This is a genomic window from Tropicimonas isoalkanivorans (genome assembly GCF_900112335.1).
GTDB lineage: Bacteria > Pseudomonadota > Alphaproteobacteria > Rhodobacterales > Rhodobacteraceae > Tropicimonas > Tropicimonas isoalkanivorans.
Window position 1 is genome coordinate 40,453 of record NZ_FOLG01000009.1, and the last position, 24,898, is coordinate 65,350.

General features: G+C 62.9%; 25 protein-coding genes and 1 tRNA gene. 6 read left to right on the top strand and 20 right to left on the bottom strand.

Going from position 1 to position 24,898, the window contains the following annotated elements; all coding sequences use genetic code 11:
• Nucleotides 1-126 precede the first annotated feature (126 nt).
• The 3 genes from gltB to BM075_RS14570 are packed head-to-tail and all read right to left on the bottom strand — an operon-like array spanning nt 127 to nt 6,885.
• A complete protein-coding gene (gene gltB, locus BM075_RS14560; RefSeq protein ID WP_093361431.1) occupies nt 127-4,665 on the bottom strand; it encodes a glutamate synthase large subunit in 4,539 nt (1,512 codons plus the stop codon).
• Nucleotides 4,652-5,407 (bottom strand): hypothetical protein, encoded by a 756-nt coding sequence (locus tag BM075_RS14565; RefSeq protein ID WP_093361432.1) that lies wholly within the window; start codon nt 5,405-5,407, stop codon nt 4,652-4,654. Before BM075_RS14565 ends, gltB begins: the two co-directional genes overlap by 14 nt.
• 41 nt (nt 5,408-5,448) lie before the next feature.
• On the bottom strand, nt 5,449-6,885 hold the full coding sequence (locus tag BM075_RS14570; protein WP_093361433.1) for an NAD(P)-dependent oxidoreductase: 1,437 nt from the start codon (nt 6,883-6,885) through the stop codon (nt 5,449-5,451).
• 219 nt (nt 6,886-7,104) lie between these two features.
• Here BM075_RS14570 and BM075_RS14575 point away from each other — a divergent pair, with 219 nt between their 5' ends.
• Entirely contained in the window at nt 7,105-7,908 is an 804-nt protein-coding gene (locus BM075_RS14575; RefSeq protein WP_093361434.1) for an undecaprenyl-diphosphate phosphatase, read from the top strand.
• Nucleotides 7,909-7,917: 9 nt separating this feature from the next.
• On the opposite strand, the gene BM075_RS14580 is transcribed toward BM075_RS14575, so the two are convergent.
• Entirely contained in the window at nt 7,918-8,898 is a 981-nt protein-coding gene (locus BM075_RS14580; protein WP_093361435.1) for a complex I NDUFA9 subunit family protein, read from the bottom strand.
• Nucleotides 8,899-9,077: 179 nt separating this feature from the next.
• On the opposite strand from BM075_RS14580, the gene BM075_RS14585 reads away from it, so the two are divergent.
• Nucleotides 9,078-9,164 (top strand) — tRNA-Leu (locus BM075_RS14585).
• Nucleotides 9,165-9,341: 177 nt separating this feature from the next.
• Nucleotides 9,342-10,328: a tyrosine-type recombinase/integrase gene (locus BM075_RS14590; RefSeq protein WP_177208361.1), complete on the top strand. Its 987-nt coding sequence runs from the start codon at nt 9,342-9,344 to the stop codon at nt 10,326-10,328.
• On the opposite strand, the gene BM075_RS24190 is transcribed toward BM075_RS14590, so the two are convergent.
• The 5 genes from BM075_RS24190 to BM075_RS14610 form a co-directional block, all read right to left on the bottom strand.
• Nucleotides 10,259-10,534: a MerR family transcriptional regulator gene (locus tag BM075_RS24190; protein ID WP_143089881.1), complete on the bottom strand. Its 276-nt coding sequence runs from the start codon at nt 10,532-10,534 to the stop codon at nt 10,259-10,261. The two genes, BM075_RS14590 and BM075_RS24190, sit on opposite strands and share 70 nt — an antisense overlap.
• A 2-nt stretch (nt 10,535-10,536) precedes the next feature.
• Complete coding sequence (locus tag BM075_RS14595) at nt 10,537-11,067, bottom strand: hypothetical protein (RefSeq protein ID WP_093361437.1); 531 nt, start codon at nt 11,065-11,067, stop codon at nt 10,537-10,539.
• A 102-nt stretch (nt 11,068-11,169) separates the two neighbouring features.
• Nucleotides 11,170-11,601 (bottom strand): hypothetical protein, encoded by a 432-nt coding sequence (locus tag BM075_RS14600; protein ID WP_093361438.1) that lies wholly within the window; start codon nt 11,599-11,601, stop codon nt 11,170-11,172.
• Nucleotides 11,598-11,816, bottom strand: coding sequence for a hypothetical protein (locus tag BM075_RS14605; protein ID WP_093361439.1), 219 nt, complete (start codon nt 11,814-11,816; stop codon nt 11,598-11,600). The genes BM075_RS14600 and BM075_RS14605 overlap by 4 nt, the downstream gene beginning before the upstream one ends.
• The gene (locus BM075_RS14610) at nt 11,813-12,064 is read right to left on the bottom strand and encodes a hypothetical protein (protein WP_093361440.1); all 252 of its coding nucleotides are present in this window, start codon (nt 12,062-12,064) and stop codon (nt 11,813-11,815) included. The genes BM075_RS14605 and BM075_RS14610 overlap by 4 nt, the downstream gene beginning before the upstream one ends.
• A 694-nt stretch (nt 12,065-12,758) precedes the next feature.
• On the opposite strand from BM075_RS14610, the gene BM075_RS14615 reads away from it, so the two are divergent.
• Complete coding sequence (locus tag BM075_RS14615; protein ID WP_093361441.1) at nt 12,759-13,031, top strand: hypothetical protein; 273 nt, start codon at nt 12,759-12,761, stop codon at nt 13,029-13,031.
• 98 nt (nt 13,032-13,129) lie between these two features.
• Here the strand turns inward: BM075_RS14615 and BM075_RS14620 are convergent, their stop codons facing one another.
• The 9 genes from BM075_RS14620 to BM075_RS14660 form a co-directional block, all read right to left on the bottom strand.
• The gene (locus tag BM075_RS14620) at nt 13,130-13,555 is read right to left on the bottom strand and encodes a hypothetical protein (protein WP_093361442.1); all 426 of its coding nucleotides are present in this window, start codon (nt 13,553-13,555) and stop codon (nt 13,130-13,132) included.
• Between the two features lie 7 nt (nt 13,556-13,562).
• Complete coding sequence (locus BM075_RS14625) at nt 13,563-15,869, bottom strand: hypothetical protein (RefSeq protein ID WP_093361443.1); 2,307 nt, start codon at nt 15,867-15,869, stop codon at nt 13,563-13,565.
• 204 nt (nt 15,870-16,073) lie between these two features.
• The gene (locus BM075_RS14630; RefSeq protein WP_177208362.1) at nt 16,074-17,264 is read right to left on the bottom strand and encodes a phage major capsid protein; all 1,191 of its coding nucleotides are present in this window, start codon (nt 17,262-17,264) and stop codon (nt 16,074-16,076) included.
• A 2-nt stretch (nt 17,265-17,266) separates the two neighbouring features.
• Complete coding sequence (locus BM075_RS14635; protein ID WP_177208363.1) at nt 17,267-17,908, bottom strand: HK97 family phage prohead protease; 642 nt, start codon at nt 17,906-17,908, stop codon at nt 17,267-17,269.
• A gap of 149 nt (nt 17,909-18,057) precedes the next feature.
• On the bottom strand, nt 18,058-18,309 hold the full coding sequence (locus BM075_RS14640; RefSeq protein WP_093361446.1) for a hypothetical protein: 252 nt from the start codon (nt 18,307-18,309) through the stop codon (nt 18,058-18,060).
• Between the two features lie 423 nt (nt 18,310-18,732).
• The gene (locus BM075_RS14645; protein WP_093361447.1) at nt 18,733-18,945 is read right to left on the bottom strand and encodes a hypothetical protein; all 213 of its coding nucleotides are present in this window, start codon (nt 18,943-18,945) and stop codon (nt 18,733-18,735) included.
• Nucleotides 18,942-19,148 (bottom strand): hypothetical protein, encoded by a 207-nt coding sequence (locus BM075_RS14650; protein ID WP_093361448.1) that lies wholly within the window; start codon nt 19,146-19,148, stop codon nt 18,942-18,944. Before BM075_RS14650 ends, BM075_RS14645 begins: the two co-directional genes overlap by 4 nt.
• On the bottom strand, nt 19,145-19,366 hold the full coding sequence (locus BM075_RS14655; RefSeq protein WP_093361449.1) for a hypothetical protein: 222 nt from the start codon (nt 19,364-19,366) through the stop codon (nt 19,145-19,147). Before BM075_RS14655 ends, BM075_RS14650 begins: the two co-directional genes overlap by 4 nt.
• Before the next feature lie 644 nt (nt 19,367-20,010).
• Complete coding sequence (locus BM075_RS14660; protein ID WP_093361450.1) at nt 20,011-21,237, bottom strand: argininosuccinate synthase; 1,227 nt, start codon at nt 21,235-21,237, stop codon at nt 20,011-20,013.
• A gap of 109 nt (nt 21,238-21,346) precedes the next feature.
• On the opposite strand from BM075_RS14660, the gene ilvA reads away from it, so the two are divergent.
• Nucleotides 21,347-22,591 carry a threonine ammonia-lyase IlvA gene (gene ilvA / locus BM075_RS14665; RefSeq protein ID WP_093361451.1) on the top strand — a complete coding sequence of 415 codons (1,245 nt, stop codon included), beginning with the start codon at nt 21,347-21,349 and terminating at the stop codon, nt 22,589-22,591.
• Here the strand turns inward: ilvA and BM075_RS14670 are convergent.
• Nucleotides 22,588-22,941, bottom strand: a complete 354-nt coding sequence (locus BM075_RS14670; RefSeq protein WP_093361452.1) for an Hpt domain-containing protein — start codon at nt 22,939-22,941, stop codon at nt 22,588-22,590. The two genes, ilvA and BM075_RS14670, sit on opposite strands and share 4 nt — an antisense overlap.
• A gap of 156 nt (nt 22,942-23,097) precedes the next feature.
• Here BM075_RS14670 and BM075_RS14675 point away from each other — a divergent pair, with 156 nt between their 5' ends.
• Nucleotides 23,098-24,390, top strand: coding sequence for a PP2C family protein-serine/threonine phosphatase (locus tag BM075_RS14675; protein ID WP_425445197.1), 1,293 nt, complete (start codon nt 23,098-23,100; stop codon nt 24,388-24,390).
• Nucleotides 24,391-24,393: 3 nt separating this feature from the next.
• On the opposite strand, the gene BM075_RS14680 is transcribed toward BM075_RS14675, so the two are convergent.
• Entirely contained in the window at nt 24,394-24,828 is a 435-nt protein-coding gene (locus BM075_RS14680) for an NUDIX domain-containing protein (RefSeq protein WP_093361453.1), read from the bottom strand.
• Nucleotides 24,829-24,898: the final 70 nt, after the last annotated feature.

Below are 24,898 nucleotides of genomic sequence, written 5' to 3' on the forward strand. Positions count from 1 at the left end.
AGCCTGTGCCTGAGTGCGGATCGGGCAACAGGCCAAGAGCTGTGCCATACCAAACGCGAGCGGGCCCTTTCGGAGCCCGCCCGGTTTCATAGCGTCGGCACCCGTAAGCGCCGCGCGGCCCCCACCTCATTCGGCGGGAATGGCGCCTTCTTCCACGGTCAGGGGATGCGGGATGTGTACCAGCATCTCTTTCGGGCAGACCTGCACAAAATTGCGCAGCTCGAGGTCCCAATGCTGCAGAATGTCGGCAGCCTTCAGCGATCCCGTCTCGGCCGCATGGCGTTCGATCAGCCCGCGTAGCTGTGCCTCCCAGTGGGGATGGCTGACCGCGCAGGTCACCAACGTCTCCTTGTTCATCAGCTGCAGGGCCATGCCATCGGGGTCGTAGACATAGGCCATTCCACCCGTCATGCCGGCCCCGAAGTTGGCGCCAATGGTACCCAGAATCACCGCCACGCCGCCCGTCATGTACTCGCAGCCGTTGGACCCGACGCCCTCGATCACCACCTTGGCGCCCGAGTTGCGCACTGCGAAGCGCTCGCCCGCCCGCCCGGCAGCGAACAAATAGCCGTCGGTTGCGCCATAGAGCACCGTGTTGCCGATGATAGTGTTGGCGTCCGCCTTCAGCGGAGAGTTCATCGGCGGCCGCACCACGACGGTCGCCCCCGAAAGCCCTTTGCCGACATAGTCGTTGGCATCGCCCGCGACCTCCAGCTTCAGCCCCGGCGCACCGAAGGCCCCGAGCGACTGCCCGGCGGACCCCGAGAGCTTGACCGTCAAGTGGTCGGGCTGCAACGCATTGTTCATGCCGAACCGCTGCACGATGTGGCTGGACGTCCGCGTGCCGATGGTCCGCTGTGTGTTCTGGACGGCATAGGAGAGCTGCATCTTCTCCCCGTCCTTCAGGAAGCGGTCTGCATCCTTGACGATCTGGGCGTCCAGCGTGTCCATCACGGCATTGCGCGGTTTGTTTACGTCATAGACGATCTCGTGCGCGCCATCGACGGTGATGAGCAGCGGGTTGAGATCCAGGTCGTCAAGATAGGCGTTGCCGCGGCTGACCTGGGCCAGAAGATCGGCGCGCCCGATCACGTCCGCCAGGCTGCGCGCGCCCAGTTCCGCCAGGATCTCGCGCACTTCCTGGGCGTAGAAGGTGATGAGGTTCACAACCTTGTCCGCCGTGCCGGTGAACTTGTCTCGCAGGCTCTGGTCCTGAGTGCAGACCCCCACCGGGCAGGTATTGGACTGGCACTGGCGCACCATGATGCACCCCATCGCAATCAGCGCCGCGGTGCCGATGCCGTACTCCTCGGCTCCCAACATGGCCGCGATCACGATGTCGCGGCCCGTGCGCAAACCGCCATCGGTGCGGAGGGTCACGCGCTCGCGCAGCTTGTTCATCGCGAGCACCTGGTGCGCTTCGGTCAGGCCCATTTCCCATGGCAGGCCAGCATACTTGATCGACGTAGCCGGGCTCGCGCCGGTTCCGCCGTTGTGGCCCGAGATAAGGATCACGTCAGCCTCCGCCTTGGCGACGCCAGCGGCAATCGTGCCGACGCCGGAGGAGGCAACCAGCTTCACCGTCACCTTGCAGCGCGGGTTGATCTGTTTGAGGTCGTAGATCAGCTGCGCCAGGTCCTCGATCGAGTAGATGTCGTGGTGTGGCGGCGGCGAGATCAGCGTCACGCCCTTGGTCGAGTGCCGCAAACGCGCGATCAGGTCCGTGACCTTGAGGCCCGGAAGCTGGCCACCTTCACCGGGCTTGGCCCCCTGCGCCACCTTGATCTCGAGTTCCTCGCAGTGGTTCAGGTACTCGGCGGTTACGCCGAAACGGCCCGAGGCGACCTGCTTGATCTTGGCCGACGGGTTGTCGCCGTTGGGCTCCGGCACGAAATGCGCCGGGTCCTCGCCCCCCTCGCCGGAGTCGGACTTGGCCCCGATCCGGTTCATGGCAACGTTCAACGTCTTGTGCGCCTCCGGGCTGAGGGCGCCGAGCGACATCCCGGGCGTCACGAACCGCTTGCGGATCGAGGTGATGCTTTCCACCTCCTCGATGGGGACGGGCCGGCCGAGGGGCTTGAAGTTCATCAGGTCCCGCAGGTGCACCGGCGGGTTGGCATGCATCTTCTTCGAATACTGCTTCCACAGCTCGAAACTGCCGGTGTTGCAGGCGGTCTGCATCATGTGCATCGACTGCGCGCCCCAGGCGTGCGTCTCGCCGGACTTCCGAGCTTTGTAGAAGCCGCCGATGGGCAGGATGTCGGTCCCGCCGAGCCAGCCCTGGGCGTGGACCTTCTCGGCCTTGCGCTGAATCCCGGCGATGCCGATGCCGGAAATGCGGCTGATCATGCCGGGGAAATACTCCGCCACCATTGCACGGGAGAGGCCGACCGCTTCGAAGTTCAGCCCACCGCGATAGGACGCGATTACCGAGATCCCCATCTTGGACATGATCTTCAGGATGCCGGCATCCACCGCTGCACGGTACTTGGAGACCGCATCGGTGAGCGACATTTCCAGCAGGCCGCGATCGATCCGGTCGGCAAGGCTGTCTTCGGCGAGGTACGCGTTCACGATGGTCGCGCCGCAGCCAATCAGAACCGCGAAGTAATGCGGGTCGATACATTCGGCCGACCGTACGTTCAGCGAACAGAAAGTCCGCAGGCCCTTCCGCGTAAGCCAGGAGTGTACTGCACTGGTGGCAAGGATCATCGGCGTCGGAACCTTTTCCGGCGACTGGTGATGGTCCGTCAGAATGATGTGCCCGGCCCCAGAACGCACGGCCTCCTCTGCCTCGTCCCGGATCCGCTGCAACGCCTCGCCAAGGGCATTGTGGTGGCCGTCGGCAGGGAAGGTGCAGTCGATTTCGACCATCGGCGCGTTGAACGCCTCGACAAGGTCGTTGAACTGCGCGTTGCCGACGAAGGGGCTCTCCAGCGTGATGATCTCGGTCTGGCTGCTGTCCTCGTCCAGCACGTTCTTCAGGTTGCCGAAGCGCGTCTTCAGGCTCATGACCCGATATTCCCGCAGACTGTCGATCGGCGGGTTGGTCACCTGGGAGAAGTTCTGCCGGAAGTAGTGGCTGAGCGGGCGATACTTTTCGGACAGCACCGCCGGCGGCGTGTCATCGCCCATGGAGGCAATCACTTCCTTGCCGTCCTCGGCCATCGGCGCAAGGATCTGCTCCAGATCCTCCACCGAGTACCCTGCAGCAATCTGCCGCCGCCGCAATTCCGCGCCGGTGAAGAGCGGCTTCTCCGTCAGGCCGGACAACGCTTCGTCAAGCTCGGTGATCTTGCCCACCCATTCGCCGAACGGCTGGGACGCCGCGAGGCGGTTCTTGATCTCCGTGTCGTGGTAGAGTTTGCCCTCCGCCATGTCGACGGCGATGAGCTGGCCCGGTCCGAGCGCGCCCTTCTCGACGACCATGGCTTCGTTCGTCGGCACCATGCCGACTTCCGACCCCGCGATCAGCAGCCCCTCACCCGTCACCACGTACCGCATCGGCCGGAGGCCGTTCCGATCGAGCCCGCCGCAAACCCAGCGGCCATCGGTCATCGCGAGCGCCGCGGGGCCGTCCCACGGCTCCATCACGGAGTTCACGTAGGAATACATATCGCGCCAGGCTTGCGGCAGCTCCACCGCCTGCTTGGACCAGCTTTCGGGCACCAGCATCGTCTTCGCCATCGGCGCGGACCGGCCGGCGCGGACCAGCATCTCGAACACGGAGTCCAGTGCACCGGAGTCCGACGAGCCCTGCGGGATGATCGGCTTGATGTCGTCCGCAAGCTTGCCGAAGGTCGCGTGCGCCATCCGGATCTCGTGGCTCTTCATCCAGTTGACGTTGCCCTTCAGCGTGTTGATCTCGCCGTTGTGGGCAAGCATCCGGAAAGGCTGCGCCAGCCACCATTGCGGGAAGGTGTTGGTGGAATAGCGCTGGTGATAGATGGCGAAGGCGCTGACGAAACGCTCGTCCTTAAGGTCGGGATAGAACTCCGCAACGTCCTGCGCCAGGAACATGCCCTTGTAGATCACCGACCGGCAGGACAACGAGCAGATGTAGAAGCTCGGTACGCGGGCGGCGGCGGCAGCCTTTTCGATGCGGCGCCGGATCACGTACAGCTCGCGCTCGAACGTCTCCTCGTCCACGCCTTTCGCATTGGAGATCAGGATCTGCTCGATCTCCGGCCGGGTGGCGTTGGCCTTCTCGCCCAGGCAGTTGATATTCACCGGCACATGGCGCCAACCATAAATATAGTAGCCCATGCGCAGGACTTCGCTTTCCACGATCGTCCGGCAGGTCTCCTGCGCGCCGAAATCCGTTCGGGGCAGGAACACCTGGCCCACGGCGATCAGCCGGTTCACATCCGGCTCGTGACCGGTGCGGCGGATCTGATCATAGAAGAACGGCACCGGGATCTGCACGTGAATGCCCGCGCCGTCGCCCGTCTTGCCGTCCGCGTCGACTGCTCCACGATGCCAAACCGCTTTCAGCGCGTTGATGCCGTCCTCGACGACCTTTCGGCTCCGCTGGCCGTCGATGGCCACCACGAGGCCAACGCCGCAGGAGGAGTGCTCGTCCTCTGGGCTGTACATGCCGTTCTCGGCCAACCATTCGCGCTTCGCGGCTTCGGCCTCGGCCCATTTTTCATCATAGGTCGTCATTGCGCATCTCCTGTGGTTGGGCAGCGGGGGCAGGCGTGAAGCCGATGTCCTCCGATGCGGTGCATTCGTATTGCGGCGTCATGACGCCGAAGCCTTTTTCGCCCGGCCGGATGAACCGTACCGGGCTCAGATCGTTGTCGCGTTCCTCGATGCCCTCGCGATAGGTGTCGGGGCCGAGGAAAAACAGGCGTTCATCGCGCATCACGTACTGGTTGCCGGAGACCGAATAGACCTCCTCGCCCGAGACGGCGTCCATCGCGGCGGCGGAGAACTCGGTTTCCAGCAGCGTCTCCCCGTCGATGACCACTTCCCGGCCGGTGAGCGTATCCTGGCCCTGGTGCACGACGTCGCGTTCCCCGTCCGGCCCCGTCTCGCGCATTGTGAACGCGTACCTGTCGCTCCCCGTCTCCAGAAGCTCGGTCAGGGACGCGGGGTCGGGACCGGGCTCGAGAAGGTATTCGCGGCTGCCGTCGCTGAAATATCGACTGTCCAGCCACTGGAATTCGCTGTCGTAGACGGACATCGAAAACGGCCCCTCGAAATCGTAATGGACCTCCCAGACGTTGCCCTCGCTGTCCGCCGCGCAGCGCCAGTAATGCGACACGCCGCAGCCCTTCATCTGAACTGTCAGGAAGCCTTCGCAGCCATCGGGCACCTCGACGCTCGGCGCCGCGAACATAGGGCCGGCGGCAACGAGAGCCACCGTGCCTGCAACAATAAAAATGCGAGCCCTGCGCGTCATTTTTGAATCCTCGATCACAGCCGTCGAACCCGTGCCGCCGCCTATTCGGCGGCAACGCTGGCTTTCTGCATAGCGAACCGCTCAAGGATCGCCTCAGCCGCCTCGCGCCCGTCGCGGATCGCCCAGACCACGAGGCTCGCGCCCCGGACGATATCCCCCACGGCATAGACCGCCGGTATCGTCGTTTCGTGCGTGCGGAAATCCGCTTTCACCGTGCCCCAGCGGGTCACTTCCAGCGCCTTCTCGCCCCAGAGGGTCGGAAGTTCCTCCGGCTCGAAACCCAGAGCCTTGATGACGAGGTCCGCATCCTCGACGTAGTCGGCGCCCTCGATCACCTCCGGGCTTTGCCGACCAGACGCATCCGGCGCGCCCAGACGCATCCGTTGCACCATGACACCCGTGACCGGATCGCCGGCGAAGCCTTTGGGGGCTGTCAGCCATTCGAACACCACGCCTTCTTCCTCGGCGTTCTGTACCTCGCGCTGCGAGCCCGGCATGTTGGCGCGGTCGCGGCGATACAGACACTTCACGCTCTCCGCCCCCTGACGAATTGCCGTGCGGACGCAGTCCATCGCGGTATCGCCGCCGCCGATGACCACAACCTTGCGTCCAGCGGCGTTCAACTCGCCATTGTCGTACTCCGGTACGGCGTCGCCGAAGTTCTTGCGGTTCGACGCGGTGAGAAAGTCGATCGCGCGCACGATTCCTTTGGCACCGGAGCCCGGGCCCTGCAGGTCGCGGCTCTTGTAGACGCCCGTGGCGATCACCACGGCATCATGCTTCTGGCGGATCTCCGCGAAGGTAATGTCCTCGCCCACGTTGCAGTTGAGTACGAAGGTCACGCCACCGTCCTCGAGCTGCTTGTTGCGGCGGGTCACCACGTCCTTCTCCAGCTTGAAGCCGGGGATGCCATAGGTCAGCAGGCCACCAGCGCGGTCATAGCGGTCGTACACCGTCACCTGAACACCGGCCCGCCGCAGGCTGTCGGCCGCTGCAAGCCCGCCGGGCCCCGCGCCGATCACGGCCACGCTTTCGCTGCGCTCCTCGGCCGGCGCGATGGCCTTTACCCAGCCGCGCTCCCAGGCGGTATCCGTAATGTATTTCTCCACCGCGCCGATCGTCACCGTGCCGTGGCCGGACTGCTCGATGACGCAGTTGCCCTCGCACAGGCGGTCCTGCGGGCAGATGCGACCGCAGATCTCGGGAAAGGTGTTCGTCAGCTGGCTGAGGTCGTATGCCTCCTGCAGCCGGCCTTCCGCGGTCAGCCGAAGCCAGTCGGGAATGTTGTTGTGCAGCGGGCAATGGGACTGACAATACGGCACGCCGCACTGGCTGCACCGGCTGGATTGCTCGGCCGCCTTCGCATCCGCGAACTCGCCGTAAATTTCGTCGAAGTCGTGGGCCCGTGCGTCAGCGTCCCGCTTTTCGGGCATTTGCTTGCCCACCTTCACGAACTGAAGCATTCGCTGTTTGGCCACTGGCTTGCCTCCGTAAATCGCGTTCGCGGCTGATTACATCCCCTGTAGAGAGAAATAAAGTCATAAAGAGTGACCTAAATAAAGGAATTTTCGGTGGCACGGTAGGTCCCGCTGCGCAATTTGCCCCGAATTAGGTAAGTGTAGCTTCCATAAATCAGGCCTTTGCAATGGAAATCATCGGGTTAGGATGCGCGCAAAAATCACAGAGGCACGGTCCGAATGACGCTCCTGCACATCCTCCTCGTCGCGATAATACAGGGGGTTACCGAGTTTTTGCCGATTTCCTCCTCCGGGCACCTGATTCTCCTCCCAAGCCTGAGCGGCATGGAAGACCAGGGGCAGGCGATCGACGTTGCGGTCCATGTCGGCACGCTTTTCGCGGTCGTCACCTATTTCTGGACCGACGTGCGGGAGGCCGCAGGCGGGCTGGGACGGCTGGTTAAGGGCAAGGTGGATACATCCGGCGCCCGGTTGGCCCTGATGCTGATCGTTGCAACGATTCCCGTGATCCTTCTGGGCCTGATCCTCGACGTGACTGGGCTGGACGACGCGATGCGCAGCGTCGCCCTGATTGGTTGGACCATGCTGCTTTTCGGCATTGTTCTTTATTGGGCGGATCAGAAGGGCGACGAGCGGATGGATGACCCCGACTGGACCATGAAGGACGCGTGGATCATGGGCCTTTGGCAAGCGTTGGCCCTGATCCCCGGCACGTCACGCTCCGGTATCACCATCACCGGTGGGCGGTTGCTAGGCTACACCCGCCATGGCGCAGCAAAACTGTCGATGCTGATGTCCATCCCGACGATCATGGCCTCCGGCCTGCTCCTGGGGGCGGAGGTTGCGGCGCGCGGCGATGCGGGCCAGATCCACGACGCCGCCATCGCGGCGGTCTTCGCATTTCTGTCCGCTCTGCTGGCCCTGACACTGATGATGCGCCTGCTGCGCAGCGTAAGCTTTACGCCGTACGTCATCTACCGGATCGTGCTCGGACTTGCGTTGCTGGGCTACGCCTACCTTTGAGGTCGGCGATCAAACCTTCAGGTTGCGCGCGGACTCGGCAAGTCCCGCGTACTGGCCGCCGGCACGGAACCGCCACAGGTACTCCGGCAGAACAGCCTCCATGGACATGGGGGTGATACCCAGGTCCGCAAAGCCCTTGGCGCCGTCGCTCACCACGTTGTTCCGGGCAAGGTTGGTGACCTGATCCACCGTCAGCGGCGCCTCGATCAGTCCGAAGCTCACCTTCTCAGCCAGCCCAAAGGCCCGCGCCATCAGCTTGGCCTGGCCGAAGGGCATGTTGAAGATCAGCCTCCGGCGCCGGATGACCTTGAGCATCGTCTGCATCAACTCCCGGAACGTGTCCACGTCGGGCCCGCCCAACTCGTAGATGCCCGGCTCCGCAGCGCCGGTCGCCCCAAGGACGGCGGCCTTGGCCACGTCATCCACGTAAACCGGCTGGAACTTCGTGTCCGCGCCGACGATCGAGAGGACCGGCGTAAGGCGCGACATCGCGGCGAAGCGGTTGAAGAACTCATCCTCCGGCCCGAAAATGACCGACGGTCGCAGAATGACGGCTTCAGGCATGTGGCGCAGCACCGCCGCCTCGCCTCCCGCTTTCGTGCGGGCGTAGTCGCTGTCAGAGTCGGACGACGCGCCGATGGCCGAGATGTGGACCATTCGCTCCACGCCCTCCGCCTTGGCCAGCCGAGCGATCCGTTCCGCGCCTTCCAACTGTATCGCGTCGAACGTGTTCTTGCCGCTCTCCGCCAGCACGCCAACGCAGTTGATGACGGCGTCCGCGGTATGTAGCGCCGCTTTGACCGACGCCTCGTGACGAATGTTGCAAGGCACCGGTTCGACCTGACCGACTTCGCCGTACGTCCGGACGAAGAGGCATTCGTCTGGTTCGCGCGTCGCCACACGGACCCGCCAGCCGTCGCGGGCCATCCGGCGCGCAATGTACCGCCCCACGAAGCCGGAGCCGCCGAAAATCGTGACGAGCTTGGACATAAGGGATCCCTCCGTTCGGTGCCTGGGCTTCGAAATAGCGCCAGCGGGTATTCCCCACAAGCCGCGATTGCGTCGCGGCCGCAGCACCTGCCGGAACCGGGACCGCTTCCCGCAAAATTTCAGCGATATGCCGTTGACACCCCCCGGAGCCGGATATAATCACCGCGCTCACGACACCGGCCCAGGTGGCGGAATTGGTAGACGCGCTAGCTTCAGGTGCTAGTGTCCGTATGGACGTGGAGGTTCGAGTCCTCTCCTGGGCACCATTTATTCCTGATATTGGGTGGTGTTCTAGCATCGTTTTACCTTTGGTCTCCATTTGTGCTGGTTGACGGATGGTCGCGGGAAATTCTTGACCCAACTGTTGCCCATGCTGCTACGACGCGATTACGATCTTCGGCATGGCCACAATCATAAAAACGAAGTTCGGTTGGCAGGCTCAGGTGGCGCGCAAGGTCGGCGGTGAAACCGTCCGCAAGGCTCAGACCTTCAAGAGCAAGCGCAAGGCCCAGGTGTGGGCGCAGGAGTTTGAGGTCGGCTTGTCCAAGGGGACGGCCAGCACCGACACCCTCGCTCAGGTATTCGACCGCTACGCCCGCGAACGCTCCAAGGGTAAGAAGGGCGAGCGATGGGAAGTCATCCGGCTTGAACGCTTCAAGCGCGACCTGGCTGACGACAAACCATTGGGGGAATACACCCTCGGAGAGATTACTCGCGCCGATCTCGTGGCATGGCGTGACGCCCGTCTTGGCGAGGTCCAGCCCGCCAGCGTGAAGCGGGAAATGAACCTGCTCAAGCATGTGTTCGTCACCGCCGTGGACGAATGGGAGCTTATCCCGGTCAACCCCATGGCGAAGGTAAAGCGACCAGCCAGTGCCCGACGCCGCAAGCGGCGCGTCCTGCCCGACGAAATCGAGAAGGTCAGTGCCGCGCTTGATCTCGGGTCCGAACCGTGGGTCAGCGAAAAGCAGATCACCGGGGCCGCGTTCCTCTTTGCCATCGAGACGGCCATGCGCTCGGGCGAAATCCTCAACATGCGCAACCGGGACATAAGCGGCAGCGTCGTGCATCTGCCCGAGACGAAGAACGAACACGCCCGCCACGTCCCCATGACGGCGCGCGCGGTCGAGATTTTGGAGAAGGTCAGGGGCAACAGGACCGAACCGGATCAGCACCCCTTCGCCATAGACAGCGACAGCAGGGACAGCCGGTTCCGCCTGGCCGTGAGGAAAGCAAAGGTGGATGACCTGCATTTCCACGACTCGCGGCACGAGGGGATCACCCGCCTCGCTCGGCGGCTGGAAATCCTCGATCTTGCGCGGGTGACAGGTCATAGGAACCTTAACGAGTTGTTAACGTACTACGAAGCGTCCGGAGATGAGCTGGCGGAACGGCTCAATGCCTCCACCTCCAACGACGAAATCAAGTAGGGCTTGCCGTCGCCGCCCGAGTAGCGGGTGAAACGGCCGTCCCCGAGCCAATTGCGAATGGTCTTCTCGCTCTTGCCCAGCCGGTGAGCGACATTCGGCACCGGCAACCATACCTCCGGTTCGACTGTCGTTTGCATGGCCTCGCGAACCACCTCCGCGATGATGCTGCGGAGTTCATCCGGCGATATGACGATGACGGAGTTCATTGCTACTCGGCTTCCTCCCGGTACTCGGCGTTCAAGGCGTCGTAGGCATCGACCCCGAGGCGTTTGCAGACGTCGAAGAACACTTGGGTGGCGTCGAAAACGATCATAGCTGCGGGGCGCCCCAGTTGGCTGCGGAGGGCGACATAGGGATTGGTCTTGCCGTTGTCCCACAGCGCGATTGCCATCCTGTCACCGTGAACGGCAACAAGCGTCCGGCCGTGCTTTGTGTGGTACGGGAAGCCCGGTGCCCTCTCGCCGGGGAGCCCCGGCACAGCGCCGTGGCCTACGTGGGCAAATCCGGTAGCATACCGGAAACCAGATTCCAGGCGAACGCCCAACGCCTCCAAGTGGTATGCGACGGCGAACTCCATCACAGTATGGAAACTAAACCTCGCATGCTTGCCGGTGGCTTTGCCCGTGCCGCTATGCAGCGCGGTAGCATAGCCCCGGTTGATATGGGTGCGGAGCGTCTGCGGGTTCTTCCCGAGAACCTCTGCTATCTCTGCCAATGTGAAATTCCGATCAGTGAGCATGTGCTCCCCCGTGTTACTTTGTTCCACTATGGCTCAAAGGATGGGGGAGCACAAGCCGTTTATTTCATACCGGATTAAATTGCTGGGCACTTGGTCCAGCCATCACGCCTTGTAGGGCTGATGCATGGGGCTGAACTGGGCCGCGATGTCCTTGGCCCTGCGGGTCTTGCGCTCGATGTCGGCAAGTCCCTCCCGCGCCCGAGAGACGAGCCAATAGAGCACATCAGTGTCAACTGCGCCGTCCGTGAAGACTTCACCGGACGCCATAGCGCCCAACAGTTCCAGTGTGGCGTGAACCGCGTAGGCCTCTTCGTCAAGATCGCCCACCAGGCCGCCCATGAGGTCCGCGATCTCGCGCAGCGCCTCCCCTTTCTTCTTCGGCAGACTGGCCTCATAGGCTTCCTGACGCTGCCTCAGCTTCGCGACCTTCGCCGCGCGGTGGTCGTAGAGCGACTTGGTGACTATCACGTCACCCCGCACTTCGCGGTTCTCCCAATCGGCAACGGGACGGGGGGCTTCGGTGTTATCGCTCATGCCGCGTCCTCCGTGATCGGTTTCCCGACCTGCCGTTCAAGCTGGTGAATGCGCTCGATCAGTTCGCCAGCCATTTCGTCGGCTTCTTCCAGCATGCCGCCGATGCCCCGGTCGTTGAGCGGGTGGCATTCGTTCTCGTTGGTGAAGGCGTACCGGGTGACACGGATCACGTCGCTGAGCCGGTAGGCGAGTTCTGTAGGGGTGCGCTGCGTCATGCCGCGCCCTCCCGACCGAACACCGGCAGTTCCGCCTCGCGGACAACGCTGTCGAACAGCGCCGCCCCAACCGGATCGGGCTGGCGATAGTCGCCGTCTCGGTAGCACAAGCCATGGGCGATGCGGCGGAGGTCGTTGTAAGTCACCGGGCGGCGATATGCGCGCCACAGGCGAAGACGCTGCCAACGCGCGCGTATCCCGCCCCCGGTAAGGTAGGTCACCCCTTGAATGGTTATCTGCTTTGTCATTGATGGTTCTCACTGGTTTGGCCTGTCACAGCCGATCCCGGCGGCGGGCCGGTAGCCGGGGAGTGACAACCTGCCAGTGAGACAGGTCGGACGCTTTTAAGGTTTCCCTCTGGACAGCACGCCCGTCCCCGGCCAATATGAGCCGGTTAGGAGCCGCGCCGCCAAGCGCGTCCTGTGTAGCCGAAAGGCTACGTCAACCCCGCCGATCCGCGCCAACGGATTGGCACCACGCCAATGGTAGAGGGTTGTCACTGGTCCGGGTTGTCACACCCACCGACACATTGCCCAGCATGACGAACATGGTCAACCCCCTCGGGGGAACGACCGTATCCTCGGAATTCCGAAGATGGGGTGGTAACGGTTACCACTATCGGCCCCACACGCGCGGGGGAAGGACGAAAGTGGGGAAATTCCCCACTTTTCACAGCGCATCGGCCCCACACGCGCGCGGGAAGGACACGACCTTATTCCCGTCGAGAAAAAGGTTCCTACGCCCATCGGCCCCACGCGCGCGGGAAGGACACGGTAGTAACGTTGTCGGGCTCAACCTTACTTCATCGGCCCCACACGCGCGGCGACCGGCGCTCGGTTCAAATAGCAAGCTCACTTGAAACGAATGCAAGTGAGGTGGCCTCTAACGATTTTCGGCCATAGAAAGACCTTACGAAACGATATATCGAGCTAGGAGGTCATTATGAACTATGCCACCGCCGAAGCGGTCCGAGCGACTATCAGGGATCTCACTCTTTTGATCGAGGCTAAAGCGGGGGCACATCGAATTGCCTATCAGTTGCTTGTGCAGTGTATCTCACAGGTCGCTGAACAAGACCTGGCGCCCGAAGTCGTCCGCGCCCTGGATTCACTTAGGCAAAGCGCGGCACTAGGTTCTGAGGACGGGGATGATTTGCGACAGTTATTGGCTGAGGAACTCGGCCTGTTGATAAATGATCTGACGGACAAAGACTGACCCTGAACCGCATCGGCCCCACGCGCGCGGGGATATTCGGGGAAGAGTGGCCAACTTGGCCACTCTCTTGCCGTGTGCTGGCAGCATCTTTCTCAGCCTCAAGCCTTCTTCATGCCACGCTTCACGGCTCGCGTGATACGGCTGCGAATGCGCCGCTTGTTCGCCCGGTAAGCCGGGTAGAAAAACGGCTGTGCTGTGATGCGGCCGACACCCTTGCCGGTCTTCTGAAACCGCGGTGACGTACCAAACTCGAACCACGCCGCCGCAAAGTCATCGCCCCGGGCGTAGATGGTGGCGCCGATCTTGTCGTGCTCGCGCCCGGCCACACGCCCGATACTGATTGCCCCCTTTGGGGCTTTTCCCCACGTCCATCCGATCTCAATATCGCCCGGCAGCGGGTTCAGAACCCGCATGTCCCGAACGACTTCTTCTGCCGATGCCTCTATCGCAGCGGTAACTTCCATGCGCACCTTCGCCGGAATATCTCGCATGCGTTTCCGGAACGCAGCAACGCCCTTGACCATGGTTCGCCTACCCGATCCTCCGGGGGTCTTTCTTGATGCGACCGACGCTACGCGGGAGCTGATTGCGGTCGTACTGACCGAGGCCACGAACCACGCCGCTCTCGACCATGCTTTCGATCTCCCGGTTGACCCGTGCTCCGTTCACTGTGACATTGATATTCATATCCCCGCCAGCGCCGCTCTGACGGCGCGTGTGATCGATAACCGTCTCGTTTGGGTGCAGGAGAGCCGGGAACCCGCCCTTGCCGTCCAGGCCCCCTGTCCGTGAACCTGAGCCTGTGTAGCCGCCGCCGTCGAAGGACAGCATCTTGCCCAGCATCGCGACGGGATTGTTGCCGCCGCCCATCCCGGACACGCCGAGGAAGGCCTGCATCATCTGGACGCGGGCAATCTCCATCAAGAGTTCCCCGACCGCCTCTTTCGCCGACTTCGAGCCGTCGATGACACCCATGAAAATGTCCGACAACGCGCCCACCCCGCGTTCTGCGGCCGCTTCAATCTCATTCAGCTTTCCCGCCGCTTCCTCCGCCGACGTCCCGGCCGTCACGTAGGCTTGCGCGAGCCGGTTGATTTCGGCTTCCAACTCCGGGGTGATCTCCTTCCCGGCCTTCTGCGCCGCGTGCAGGAGGTCCGCCTTGGTGCGGGCGAGGTCGATAGCCGCCGCATAGTTGCCGCCGCTCACCGCGACCGCCGCCAGTGCAGCCGCCTCGGCATTTAGGGCCGCAGTCTTGTCCCGGATAGCCTCCGCCTCACGCGCATAATCGTCGGCACGAGAACGGCCACCACCGCCACCCTTGCCACCACCGCCGCGAGACTTGGGCGCATCGGGCACCCCGAAGCTGGCATCGACGCTCGGTCGTTGTGGACGAATGGAGGATTCGGGAGCGAACTCGCCCGGACGGATCTCCACGGGAATGCCGCGTCCACGTCCATTCTGCGGCCCCACAGGCAGGGATGCGCCCATACCCGCAGCCTCCCGGATCGCACTACCAAGCGCCGCCGCCACGGTCAGAACCTGACCGATCACGCTGCCGAGTGCCTGCACCTGCGAGATTGCGTTTGTGAAGTCCACCTTATCGGCTTCGTCCAGCGCCTCGAAGGCACCCAGGGCGTTGGTCTGAACCACGCCAAGTTCCTCGGCGAAGGCGTCGGCCTCTATCGTTCCACCTGCGAACTCACCGGCAAGGCGGCGCATCTCCATGGCGCTCGCCGACAGGGTTTGAGCCACATCCGCATAGCCCCACGCGCGGGCGAGGTTGGCGGATTGCTCCAGCGCCGCTGCCGTCTGGTTCGCCTCGTCTCCAAGGCCGGCAAACTGCTTGCGAAGCTCCGAGATGTCCGTCGCGGCCCCATCCACAACGTCGCGGTTGGCGTTGAGGGAATCATACAGGTCATCGCCCAACACGGCCCGCCCCTGCGCCTCGGACGGGAACAGTCGGTCCAGCTTTGCGCGCAAATCGGTGGCCTCGGTTGCGATACCCGCGAAGGCGACGGCCGCTCTCTTGCCGAAGTTCCCGACCGTCACGGAAAGCTCGTTGAACTTGCGGTCGAGTTCGGCGGCACGAGCGATCATCTCGTCATCCATTACCGCGCCGACCTCATGCGCGCGCTTAAGGGTCCGTCTCAAACCCTCGTTGCTCCGGTCCATCAACTCAACGAAGCGTTCGCCGGCACTGCCACCGAACACCTCGTCGGCAATTCTAATCCGCGCGGCCCGGTCCATCTCTGACATGCGGTTAATAATTTCAAGCATCAGTTCGGAGGGATCTTCCAGCCCCCGCTTGAGCCTGTCCGCTCCAAGGCTCAGACGCTTGAACGCCTCCGCCGCCGGACCGCCGCCGGTCACGATGAATTCGTCCGCCCGGAGGTTCAATTCCTTGAATCCGTCGATAAGCTGGTCAACGCCAATCCGGTTTTGCTCGGCGACAAATCTCCATTCCTGAAACGCCTGCGCCGAAAGCCCGGATCGTTCGGCTTCGTCCCCGATCGATGCAATGGACTTGACGGTCGCGGCAACGTCCGTGGAGATCTTCGCCAGCGCCGCGGTCGCCGCCCCTGCGATGAACCCGCCGGCCATGGACTTCCCGACAGCCGAAATGCTGGCATACATGCTCTGCAATTGGCTATTGACGCTTTGCAAACCTCCGGTTGCCGACCGCGACATGCCGTCAAACGAGCGGGCGATACCCTTGTTCGACCTGGCAAATGCCTCTTGAGCCTTCTTGGAGGCCTTCAGGGTCCTGGCCTCAATGAGTGCGAGTTGCTTCAGGTAACGTCGCTCGCTTAGCGAGACTTCAACCTCTAGGTCGTCCATTTTTCGCGTGTCTCCAACTCTGCTGAGCCAACCCGAACCCACACCCCCCTTTTCCCCGAACTAATATTGCGAATGAAGGGGGGCGGCGGGTTAGGTACTATGGCGCCCCATCCCTTTTTATCGGGGGGGGCAACGAGGCTGCGTCTTCCCCGTTGCCCCGGCCGGGCCGCCCATACCCCTTGGAGCACCCGGCCTTCGTGGTCATTATTCCACGATTTCCATCAGGCGCATGGCCTTGGTATCGGTCACGTGGCCAGCGAGGCGGCGGAACATGTAGAGCTTGATCCAGCCCGGCTTGGTGATCTCGTCCCGTACCACGTACAACCCTTGCAGGTCCGCAATGATGTAGGCGCGCTTGATGTCGCCGAACGCAATGGGGGTCTGTCCGTTCACAGTGTCGGGCATCTCCTCCACGATAGCGACAGGGTAGCCAAGCAGTGTAGCAGGCTGCCCCTGCACGAGGCTATCGGTCCACAGGTAGCGCCCGTCAGAGTCCTTCATCTTCCTAATTGTGCCGGCGGTTGCCGAGTTCATCAACCATGTGCCGTTGCGCCGGTAGCTGGCGGCGAGGTCATAGACCATATTCACCAGATTATCCGCCATGGAGATCGCGGGGCCGGACGCAAGCGCCTTGAAGGTGCCGAATGCGCGGGTGTCATCGTCGTCGTAGGCGAACGGCGCGTTCAAAAGCCCGTAGGGTTCTTTCGTGCCGGTACCGTTGATGAACTTCTCGCCTTCGGAGCGGGCAAATTCTTCGATGATGTTCTGCTGCAACCACTGCTCCGAACGCCCGTCGAAAAGGTCGCGGGCCGCCCATTGGGTGATCTCCGCGTAGGCGTAATGCTCGAACATTGTGGGTTCGATCTTCGCCAACTCCGGCGTCTCGGTCTGGTTGCGCGTGTCGATTTCCTCGCCCCATGCGCTTGTGGCGCCTTTGATGTTCACCAAGTGCCGAAACTGGGGGCTGGATACCGTGACCCGCTGCGCCAGGGAGCGCAGAGGGTTGATCTCCACCAACTGGTCCTGAACCCACGAGCCGATTTCCAACGGCAGCGCGTGACGGCCCTCGTTGCCGGGGAGCTGCTCGTTGATGCCCTTCGTCTCCATAGGGGTCCCCTTGGACACGAAGGCGGCGAACTGCTTGAATTCCTCCCGCGGCGCGCTGTGGGCGGTCGGTTGGCCCCCCAAGCGTTCGGTCTTCTTCTGAATCAGGTCCAGGCCCTTGCCGAGGTTCTCCACGTCAGTAGCCCCCTTGTCGGTTTTCTGCTCGATGCCGGCGAGGCGCTCGGAAAGGCCCTCCACGGTCGTTTTCAGTTCGGTGACAACGCCAGCCGCTTGCTTCATTTCGGTAACGGCTGCGCCAAGTTCCGCGGCGTATTCGGTTTCGGTGGTCATGCTCATGCCTCGATGATTGCCCTTGCCGCGGCTCTCAGGCCGCGAAGGTGAGTTGTGATTGAGTTCTCTTGGGATTCCCCCGCCAAGGCCGGCCAACCGCCCCTGGTGACGCGCTCCGCGGCTGTCTTGGACAATCCAAGGCTGCGAAGGGCAGATTTGAGTTCACCCGCGCTGGTGAAGCTCTTTACTTCGGTGACACGAGCAACGGGTGACGCGGGAACGGCCACAAAGCTGATTTCCATCAACTCGACGGATTTCAGGAGCCGCCCGCCCTTGGGGAGCCGCTGGTAGCCGCCGTTCGGTACGCGATAGCCTATAGACAAGCCTGTGACGTCACCGGCTTTAAGGTGCTCGAACGCCTCCCGGCCGCTGGCCGTGCTGAGGTTCAGGCGGCCCTCGACCTCAAGACCGGCGTCTGTCTCCTGCAAGCTCGTCCACTTGCCGACAGGGGCGGACTGGTCGTGCGCCCATAGCATGACGATATGCTCCGGGGCCTTGAGGCTCTTGGTGAAGGCGCCCGGCTGAACTATGTCGCCCTGCCGGTCGGGCTCGCCGTAGAAGGGCGATGCGAGCCCTTTGACGGTTCCCTGTTCCCGCTGCTCGAGGAACTTCACTTCGATGCGTTGATGGAGAAGGTCAGTCATGACACCCCCGATGGATTGCAAAACGCTGGCCAGGCACTCGCCTGTTCCGTTCGACATCCGCCCCGGCAATCGCCGGTAGAGGTGTTCCGCATCCGGGCAGTCGCCCGTGGTGCGGTACCAGAATACCCCATTGCGAGATCGTGTGCAAGTCAGGAAAGGTGCTTTGCATCGCCCCGTTCCATCTGCGCCCGCAGCAGCGGGATTTGTTTGCTGGCGATGTCCAGAACTGTCGCGTCGTCGTGGTGCTCCAGCAACGCCACGAGGCCCAGCGGGAACAGCGCATGCGCCAGCGTCAGGCTATCGGCTCCTGACTGGACGCCTTCGTTGAACAGCCGGAAGACCAGCCCCTGCATGCGGTCGTAGTCTTTCTGGTTCAGCGGAATGGGTCTCTGCTCGTTCATGTCGGTCTCTCCGTTTTTCATCTCTGTTCGGCGGGCGCACTACCGCCACCCGCTACTGTCCCCCGCTTGCAGGAACAGTTCCTTCGCTTCCCGTCTCGTATCCACGCGATGCCCGGTATCGTGGGCCAGCCGCTGTCCCGCAGGCTTTACTCCTGCCCCGCCCCTGGTGAGCGGTCCCCGATCTGTCACCGCGCTTTCTCTGCACGTCACCAGCCGGTGGGTTCCTTGGTCGCGTATCTGACAGGGCCTAGAAGGAGCCGGTTCCCTGTCGGGTCGGGTGAGTACCCCGAGACGTATCCGCCTTTGGCACGGGAAGGCGGCAAACCGTGGCAGGTCTCTTTGATCCATCGCACGTTGGCGAAGGTGACGGCGAAGACCCGCATAAACCGTGGTTCGCGCCCCGCCCGAAAGCGGGGCAGCGGGTCATTCGATCACCTGGAAGTCGTCCTCCCCTGTGTTGGTGAACAGTTCGGAGACCATGCGCTGCATGAGATCCCGCTGCTTCGGTGAGGGGCGCCAGTTGCGGCGCCGGGACTGCGAAGCGATGCTTCTGGCGAAGTCGGCCGGCCAGCCTTTCGAGGCCGTCCTGACGACTGCGGGCCAGTGGAACAGGAGTTCTTCGACGGGACGGGTCATTGGGCGGCCCTCCCGATGTCAGGAAAAGCCACGACGTGAGCCGGCTCGCCAAATGAATAGCCGCTCTTGTTGCAGAAGCGCGTAGCGTCTTCCAAGGCTTCGTCGAAGGTCTCCGCCAGGGAAACGGTGAATGGCTCCGGGTCATAGCCCGTCACGAGCCACAGGCCGTCGCCATTGGGAAGAACCCGAACTGTGTAGCTCATGCCGCGCCCTCCCCGCAGAAGTGGCGCAGCACGCCGTCGAACTCTCGGTCGGTCAGGCTGTCCAGGATCGCCGTTGCAAGGATCGCCCGGTCCTCAGGGTCCAGCCGGTGCCGGAAGACGAACGCCGCGGCTTGGGCGCCGAAGTCGTTACGGAGAGTCAGGGCATAGCCAACGATCCGAGCCGCCGCCTTGTGGGCCGGATCGGCGCACGTGGACATTGCGGAGCGGCGCCGTTTCGGGCTATTGTGGGCGCGAAGCTGGGAGGCTTCATTTGTGATATCGGCCCCGGTTGCGCCCGCCAGCGCACCGGGGTTCTCGTTTGCCGAGTCGGCGCCCGCTACGATCTTTTTACGATCTTCGCGGACTATGTTGCTGGAAGTAAACGGAACCCGAGTCCTCTCCTGGGCACCATCCCATCATGTATCCCATTGGTTTCGGTCCAGCTTTTTCCAAAACGCTTGGAGCCGTTGACCATGTCGAAGGCCAATTCGCCTACGTTCACCTTCGTGCAGATTGGCGTGCACTAGGGTCGTCGTTTGCCGTTGGATTGCAGGTCGCACTATACCTCATCTCGGATCCCAGACACCCTGCGCACCGGGTCATCCCGTATTGCGGATCCTCGGCCAGCATGGCCGCTGTTCAGCTGGACGAATAGCTGTGCCATCTGCGGTCGAGAAACGTCGATCTTTGGGAGATCTCCGCTAACCATCTCGTAGATCACGTCGGGTATGCCACCGAAGTCTGGCGCATCCTACGTCGTCCGGATGTACGCGTGGAGTCGCATCGGTCACTTAATATGCAAAGCAATACCGCCGTGGCCCCTCCGAAGGGCCACGGCGATCTTTCTACGATACCCGCCGGATCAACCCTCGAACTTGCGGTTGCGAGTGGCGAGCAGTTTCAGGCGCAGGCCGTTGAGCTGGATGAACCCTTGCGCGTCGGACTGGTCGTAAGCTCCCATGTCCTCCTCGAAGGTCACCTGCGCCTCAGAGTAAAGCGAGTGCTCCGACCAGCGGGCGACGGTGCGGGCGGAACCCTTGTAGAGCTTGATCCGAACGGTGCCGGTCACGTGTTGCTGGCTGTGGTCGATGGCGGCCTGCAGCATCTCGCGCTCCGGGCTAAACCAGAAGCCGTTGTAGATGAGTTCCGCATAGCGCGGCATCAACTCGTCCTTCAGGTGCATCGCGCCGCGGTCGAGGGTGATCGATTCGATGCCGCGGTGAGCCTCCAGAAGGATGGTGCCGCCGGGGGTTTCGTAGATTCCGCGGGATTTCATACCCACGAACCGGTTTTCCACCAGGTCGAGCCGGCCGACCCCGTGCTTTCCGCCGAGGTCATTCAGGCGGGCCAACAGGGTCGCGGGGCTCATCGGCTCGCCGTCGATCGCCACCGGGTCGCCCTTCTCGAAGGCGATCTCGATGAACTCCGGCGCATCCGGCGCATCCTCCGGGTTCACCGTGCGCTGGTAGACGTAATCGGGCGCCTCTTCGGCGGGATCCTCGAGAACCCGGCCCTCCGACGAGGTATGGAGCAGGTTCGCATCGACCGAGAACGGCGCCTCGCCTCGCTTGTTCTTGGCAATGGGGATCTGGTGCGCCTCGGCGAACTCCAGCAGCCGAGTCCGGCTGCCCAGGTCCCACTTCCGCCAAGGCGCGATCACCGTGATTTCGGGGTTCAGCGCATAGGCCGATAGCTCGAACCGCACTTGGTCGTTACCCTTGCCGGTTGCCCCATGGGAAATGGCGTCCGCCCCAGTTTCGACGGCAATTTCGACCAGACGCTTGGAGATCAGCGGCCGGGCGATGGAGGTGCCCAGCAGATAGAGGCCCTCGTAAAGCGCATTGGCCCGGAACATGGGAAAGACGAAGTCGCGGACGAATTCCTCGCGAAGATCCTCGATGAAGATGTTCTCGGGCTTGATCCCGAGCATCTCCGCCTTCTTCCGCGCGGGGTCCAGCTCCTCCCCCTGGCCGAGGTCGGCGGTGAAAGTGACGACTTCACAGCCGTATTCGACCTGCAGCCACTTCAGGATGATCGAGGTATCGAGACCCCCGGAATAGGCAAGTACCACTTTCTTCGGCTGGGTCATCGGTTGCTCCGTCCTTGGTCGTACGAGGCAGCCGTTTAGACGGGAAGGGCCAGCGCGACAAGGCGGATTAAGCTAGGCGAGGCTCGGCATCTTTGCTAACGCGCGAGCCATGACCAGCTTTGCCGAAAGAGCCCGCGCCGCCGCCGTCGAGATGCGCAGCCTGTTTGCGCCAACCCCGTTGCAGCGCAACGAACACCTCAGCGCGCGGTATGGCGCCGACATCTACCTAAAGCGCGAGGACCTTTCTCCGGTACGGTCCTACAAGCTGCGCGGCGCATTCAATGCCATGCGCAAGGTGATCGCCGCAAAGCCGGACCAGTCGCTCTTCGTCTGTGCCAGTGCCGGGAACCACGCGCAGGGCGTGGCTTATGTCTGCCGCCATTTCGGCGTGAAAGGCGTGGTCTTCATGCCGGTGACGACGCCGCAGCAGAAGATCCATAAAACGCGCACCTTCGGTGGCGACAGCATCGAGATCCGCCTGATTGGCGACTATTTCGACAACACGCTCGCGGAGGCGCAACGCTGGTGCGTCGAAGCAGGCGGGCATTTCCTCGCACCGTTCGACGATGCCGACGTCATCGAAGGTCAGGCGTCGGTGATGGCCGAGGTGCTGGACGAGATCGGACCGCCGGACATGGTGATCCTGCCGGTGGGTGGCGGGGGTCTCGCGGCGGGGGTGACGCGCTATCTGGAGGATGTCGCGCCCATGGTCGGGCTGCGCTTCGTGGAGCCGGCGGGCGGAGCGAGCCTGACAGCGGCGGTAGCGGCGGGCCATCCGGTCACATTGCCCAAGGTCAACACCTTCGTCGACGGGGCGGCAGTGGCTCGCATCGGTGCCCTGCCCTTCGAGTCGCTCTCCGGCGTTGCGCCGGCCGATGTGCTCCTGGCGCCGGAGGACCGGATCTGCACGACGATCCTAGAGATGCTGAACGTGGAGGGCATCGTGCTGGAACCGGCCGGCGCGATGTCGGTGGACGTACTGCCGGACCTCGCCAACCAGGTGCGGGGGCGCCGGGTCGTTTGCGTGACCTCTGGCGGCAATTTCGATTTCGAGCGCCTGCCGGAAGTGAAGGAGCGCGCCCAGCGGTATTCCGGGGTGAAGAAGTACATCATCCTGCGGCTTCCCCAGCGGCCCGGCGCTCTCAGGGATTTTCTCGACTTGCTTGGACCGGAGGACGACATCGCCCGATTCGAGTACATGAAGAAATCGGCACGCAACTTCGGGTCCGTGCTACTGGGGATCGAGACGGCGCAAGCGGCCAATTTCACAGCCCTCTTTGCGCGGCTGGATGCGCACGGTTTCATCTACAACGACATCACGAATAACGAGACGCTGGCCGAATTCGTCATCTAGGCGCGGCGCACCGTGGAGTCCTCGGCCGCAAGCCCGGCCACGCCATCAAGGAACGCCGTCCGCGAGTTTTCATAGTTTTCGAAAATCGGCTGCAGGTCGACCTCCTCCGCCCGGCCCTCCACGGCCAGCCTCTCGCTTTTCAGACACAGCCTTGCGAGGTCTCGAAAACCGAGGTTCGCGGCGCACCCCTTGAGGAAATGAAGATCCTCTTCGTAGAGATCCGGACTCGGCTTCTCTCTCAGCCGTGCGAGCAGCGCTTCGACCTCCTCCAGAAACAGGTCCACCACCGCCTCGAATTCGGACGGGCCGATCTCCGAACGCAATTCCGTCACGCGAGCCCAGTCGATCATGTCGGATCCTTTCCCCAGACTATGGGCGATGACGATCCACCTAACCGGGCACGCTTAAGAAAGCCTTGAGTGGGGAAAGCGATTCAAATACCTCGCTTCATTCGACGTTAATCCAGGTGTGAAAGGGCATGTGGAAACGAGTTTATCGGCCCCAGGGTGTTTCCATTGCCGACTGCCTGCGAGTCCATCAGCGTCATTCCCGAGGGGGGCAGGCTTCTTCCGCGCTGTGTGATGGTCGTGGACGACAGCCGCTTGCAGCGCCGCATCCTGTCCGCCCTGCTCAACCGGTGGGGCTACTGCGTGGAGGAAGCGGAATCCGCACCGCAGGCTCTGGAGAAATGCAGTATCAACCCGCCGGACATCGTCATCAGCGACTGGATGATGCCGCAGATGAACGGCCTGGAATTCTGTCGGGCATTTCGGCGGATGCAGCGGGACACCTACGGGTATTTCATCCTGCTGACCTCGAAGTCGCAGTCGCTTGAAGTCGTTCAGGGGCTGGATGCAGGAGCCGACGATTTTCTGACGAAGCCGGTGAACGGCGACGAATTGCGCGCGCGGCTGAATGCCGGCGAACGCGTTTTGTCGATGGAAAAGGAACTGGTCGATAAGAATGCCCTTCTGACCAGCACTCTTCAGGAGTTGCAGACACTCTACGATTCCCTCGATAGCGACCTGACGGAGGCGCGAAAGCTCCAGCAGTCCCTCGTTCGGGAGCGATTTCGAGATTTCGGAGGCTCGCAGATTTCCCTGCTCCTGCGGCCGAGCGGCCATGTGGGCGGGGATCTCGTCGGGTTTTTCCCGATCAACGCGCACCGGATCGCGGCCTTCGCCATTGACGTTGCCGGCCATGGAGTCGCCTCCGCGCTGATGACCGCGCGCCTTGCCGGGTTCCTCTCAAGCACGTCGCCGGATCAGAATGTGGCGCTCTTCGAAAGCGAGTACGGTATCTATGACGCCCACCCGCCGGAGGAGGTCGCGGCCCAGCTCAACGCGCTCATGCTGACCGAGCTGGAGACGGAAACCTACTTCACACTCCTGCTTGCCGATATCGACCTGGTGAGCGGGGACGTCCGGCTGGTCCAGGCCGGGCACCCCTACCCGGCCGTGCAGCGCGCGGATGGCAGCGTTGAGTTTCTGGGCCGGGGAGGCCATCCCGTCGGGCTGTTCCCGGAAGCGCGGTTCGAGCCGGTTGTGACGCGACTCGCGCCAGGCGACCGCCTTTTCATTTCCTCCGATGGCGTGACGGAGTGCGAGTCTCCCGACGGCAAGATGCTCGACACGGACGGCCTCGTGGATCTGCTGGGCAGAAATCGCAGTCTCCGAGGGCCGGACTTCATGGAATCCCTCGTGTGGGATCTGGCGCGCTTCGGCGGTGAGCAGGAATTCTCGGACGATGTTTCGGCGGTCCTGTTCGAGTTCAATGCGCCGAAATGCAACGTGGACTGACCGCTAGAGCAGCGAGCGCATGAAGCTGCGATCGCCTGCGTTGCCCAGGCTCTCCGCCGCTTCCGCGATGGGCAGCCAGACCGGCATGTGCTCAGGTTCGCTTGGCCATCCAAGCTGGCGGCCCGGGCGGCCAAGGTAGACGGTGCAGAGCTTCTCTGCCCACAGGTCGTAGTCCGGCATGTAGGTGAACCTCCGAAACGCGCCGAGGCGGCGTTGCAGCCGCATCGTCCAACCCGTCTCCTCGTAGACTTCACGATGCAAGGCGGCGACCGGCTGTTCCCCGGGATCGATCCCGCCGCCGGGCAACTGAAGCTCCATGAGCGGCCGCGCCTGATGGGTCAGAAGGACCAACCCACCCCGCCGAAGGATCGCGTAGGCGCCCGGCCTGAGGACGTACCGCCTGCCGCGCTGCACCCGTTCCCCGACCCTCGGGATCATCCGCCGCCCCTTTTCATGATGCGTTGCCGCCCCTACATCGCTGCGGTATGCCAGCGACAGGCGCGCAAGG

Coding starts and splice junctions, on each gene's coding strand:
- gltB (WP_093361431.1), bottom strand. CDS start 4,665: ATGACGACCTATGATGAAAAATGGGCCGAGGCCGAAGCCGCGAAGCGC.
- BM075_RS14565 (WP_093361432.1), bottom strand. CDS start 5,407: ATGACGCGCAGGGCTCGCATTTTTATTGTTGCAGGCACGGTGGCTCTC.
- BM075_RS14575 (WP_093361434.1), top strand. CDS start 7,105: ATGACGCTCCTGCACATCCTCCTCGTCGCGATAATACAGGGGGTTACC.
- BM075_RS14580 (WP_093361435.1), bottom strand. CDS start 8,898: ATGTCCAAGCTCGTCACGATTTTCGGCGGCTCCGGCTTCGTGGGGCGG.
- BM075_RS24190 (WP_143089881.1), bottom strand. CDS start 10,534: ATGAACTCCGTCATCGTCATATCGCCGGATGAACTCCGCAGCATCATC.
- BM075_RS14595 (WP_093361437.1), bottom strand. CDS start 11,067: ATGCTCACTGATCGGAATTTCACATTGGCAGAGATAGCAGAGGTTCTC.
- BM075_RS14600 (WP_093361438.1), bottom strand. CDS start 11,601: ATGAGCGATAACACCGAAGCCCCCCGTCCCGTTGCCGATTGGGAGAAC.
- BM075_RS14605 (WP_093361439.1), bottom strand. CDS start 11,816: ATGACGCAGCGCACCCCTACAGAACTCGCCTACCGGCTCAGCGACGTG.
- BM075_RS14610 (WP_093361440.1), bottom strand. CDS start 12,064: ATGACAAAGCAGATAACCATTCAAGGGGTGACCTACCTTACCGGGGGC.
- BM075_RS14615 (WP_093361441.1), top strand. CDS start 12,759: ATGAACTATGCCACCGCCGAAGCGGTCCGAGCGACTATCAGGGATCTC.
- BM075_RS14620 (WP_093361442.1), bottom strand. CDS start 13,555: ATGGTCAAGGGCGTTGCTGCGTTCCGGAAACGCATGCGAGATATTCCG.
- BM075_RS14625 (WP_093361443.1), bottom strand. CDS start 15,869: ATGGACGACCTAGAGGTTGAAGTCTCGCTAAGCGAGCGACGTTACCTG.
- BM075_RS14630 (WP_177208362.1), bottom strand. CDS start 17,264: ATGACCACCGAAACCGAATACGCCGCGGAACTTGGCGCAGCCGTTACC.
- BM075_RS14635 (WP_177208363.1), bottom strand. CDS start 17,908: ATGACTGACCTTCTCCATCAACGCATCGAAGTGAAGTTCCTCGAGCAG.
- BM075_RS14640 (WP_093361446.1), bottom strand. CDS start 18,309: ATGAACGAGCAGAGACCCATTCCGCTGAACCAGAAAGACTACGACCGC.
- BM075_RS14645 (WP_093361447.1), bottom strand. CDS start 18,945: ATGACCCGTCCCGTCGAAGAACTCCTGTTCCACTGGCCCGCAGTCGTC.
- BM075_RS14650 (WP_093361448.1), bottom strand. CDS start 19,148: ATGAGCTACACAGTTCGGGTTCTTCCCAATGGCGACGGCCTGTGGCTC.
- BM075_RS14655 (WP_093361449.1), bottom strand. CDS start 19,366: ATGTCCACGTGCGCCGATCCGGCCCACAAGGCGGCGGCTCGGATCGTT.
- BM075_RS14660 (WP_093361450.1), bottom strand. CDS start 21,237: ATGACCCAGCCGAAGAAAGTGGTACTTGCCTATTCCGGGGGTCTCGAT.
- ilvA (WP_093361451.1), top strand. CDS start 21,347: ATGACCAGCTTTGCCGAAAGAGCCCGCGCCGCCGCCGTCGAGATGCGC.
- BM075_RS14670 (WP_093361452.1), bottom strand. CDS start 22,941: ATGATCGACTGGGCTCGCGTGACGGAATTGCGTTCGGAGATCGGCCCG.
- BM075_RS14680 (WP_093361453.1), bottom strand. CDS start 24,828: ATGATCCCGAGGGTCGGGGAACGGGTGCAGCGCGGCAGGCGGTACGTC.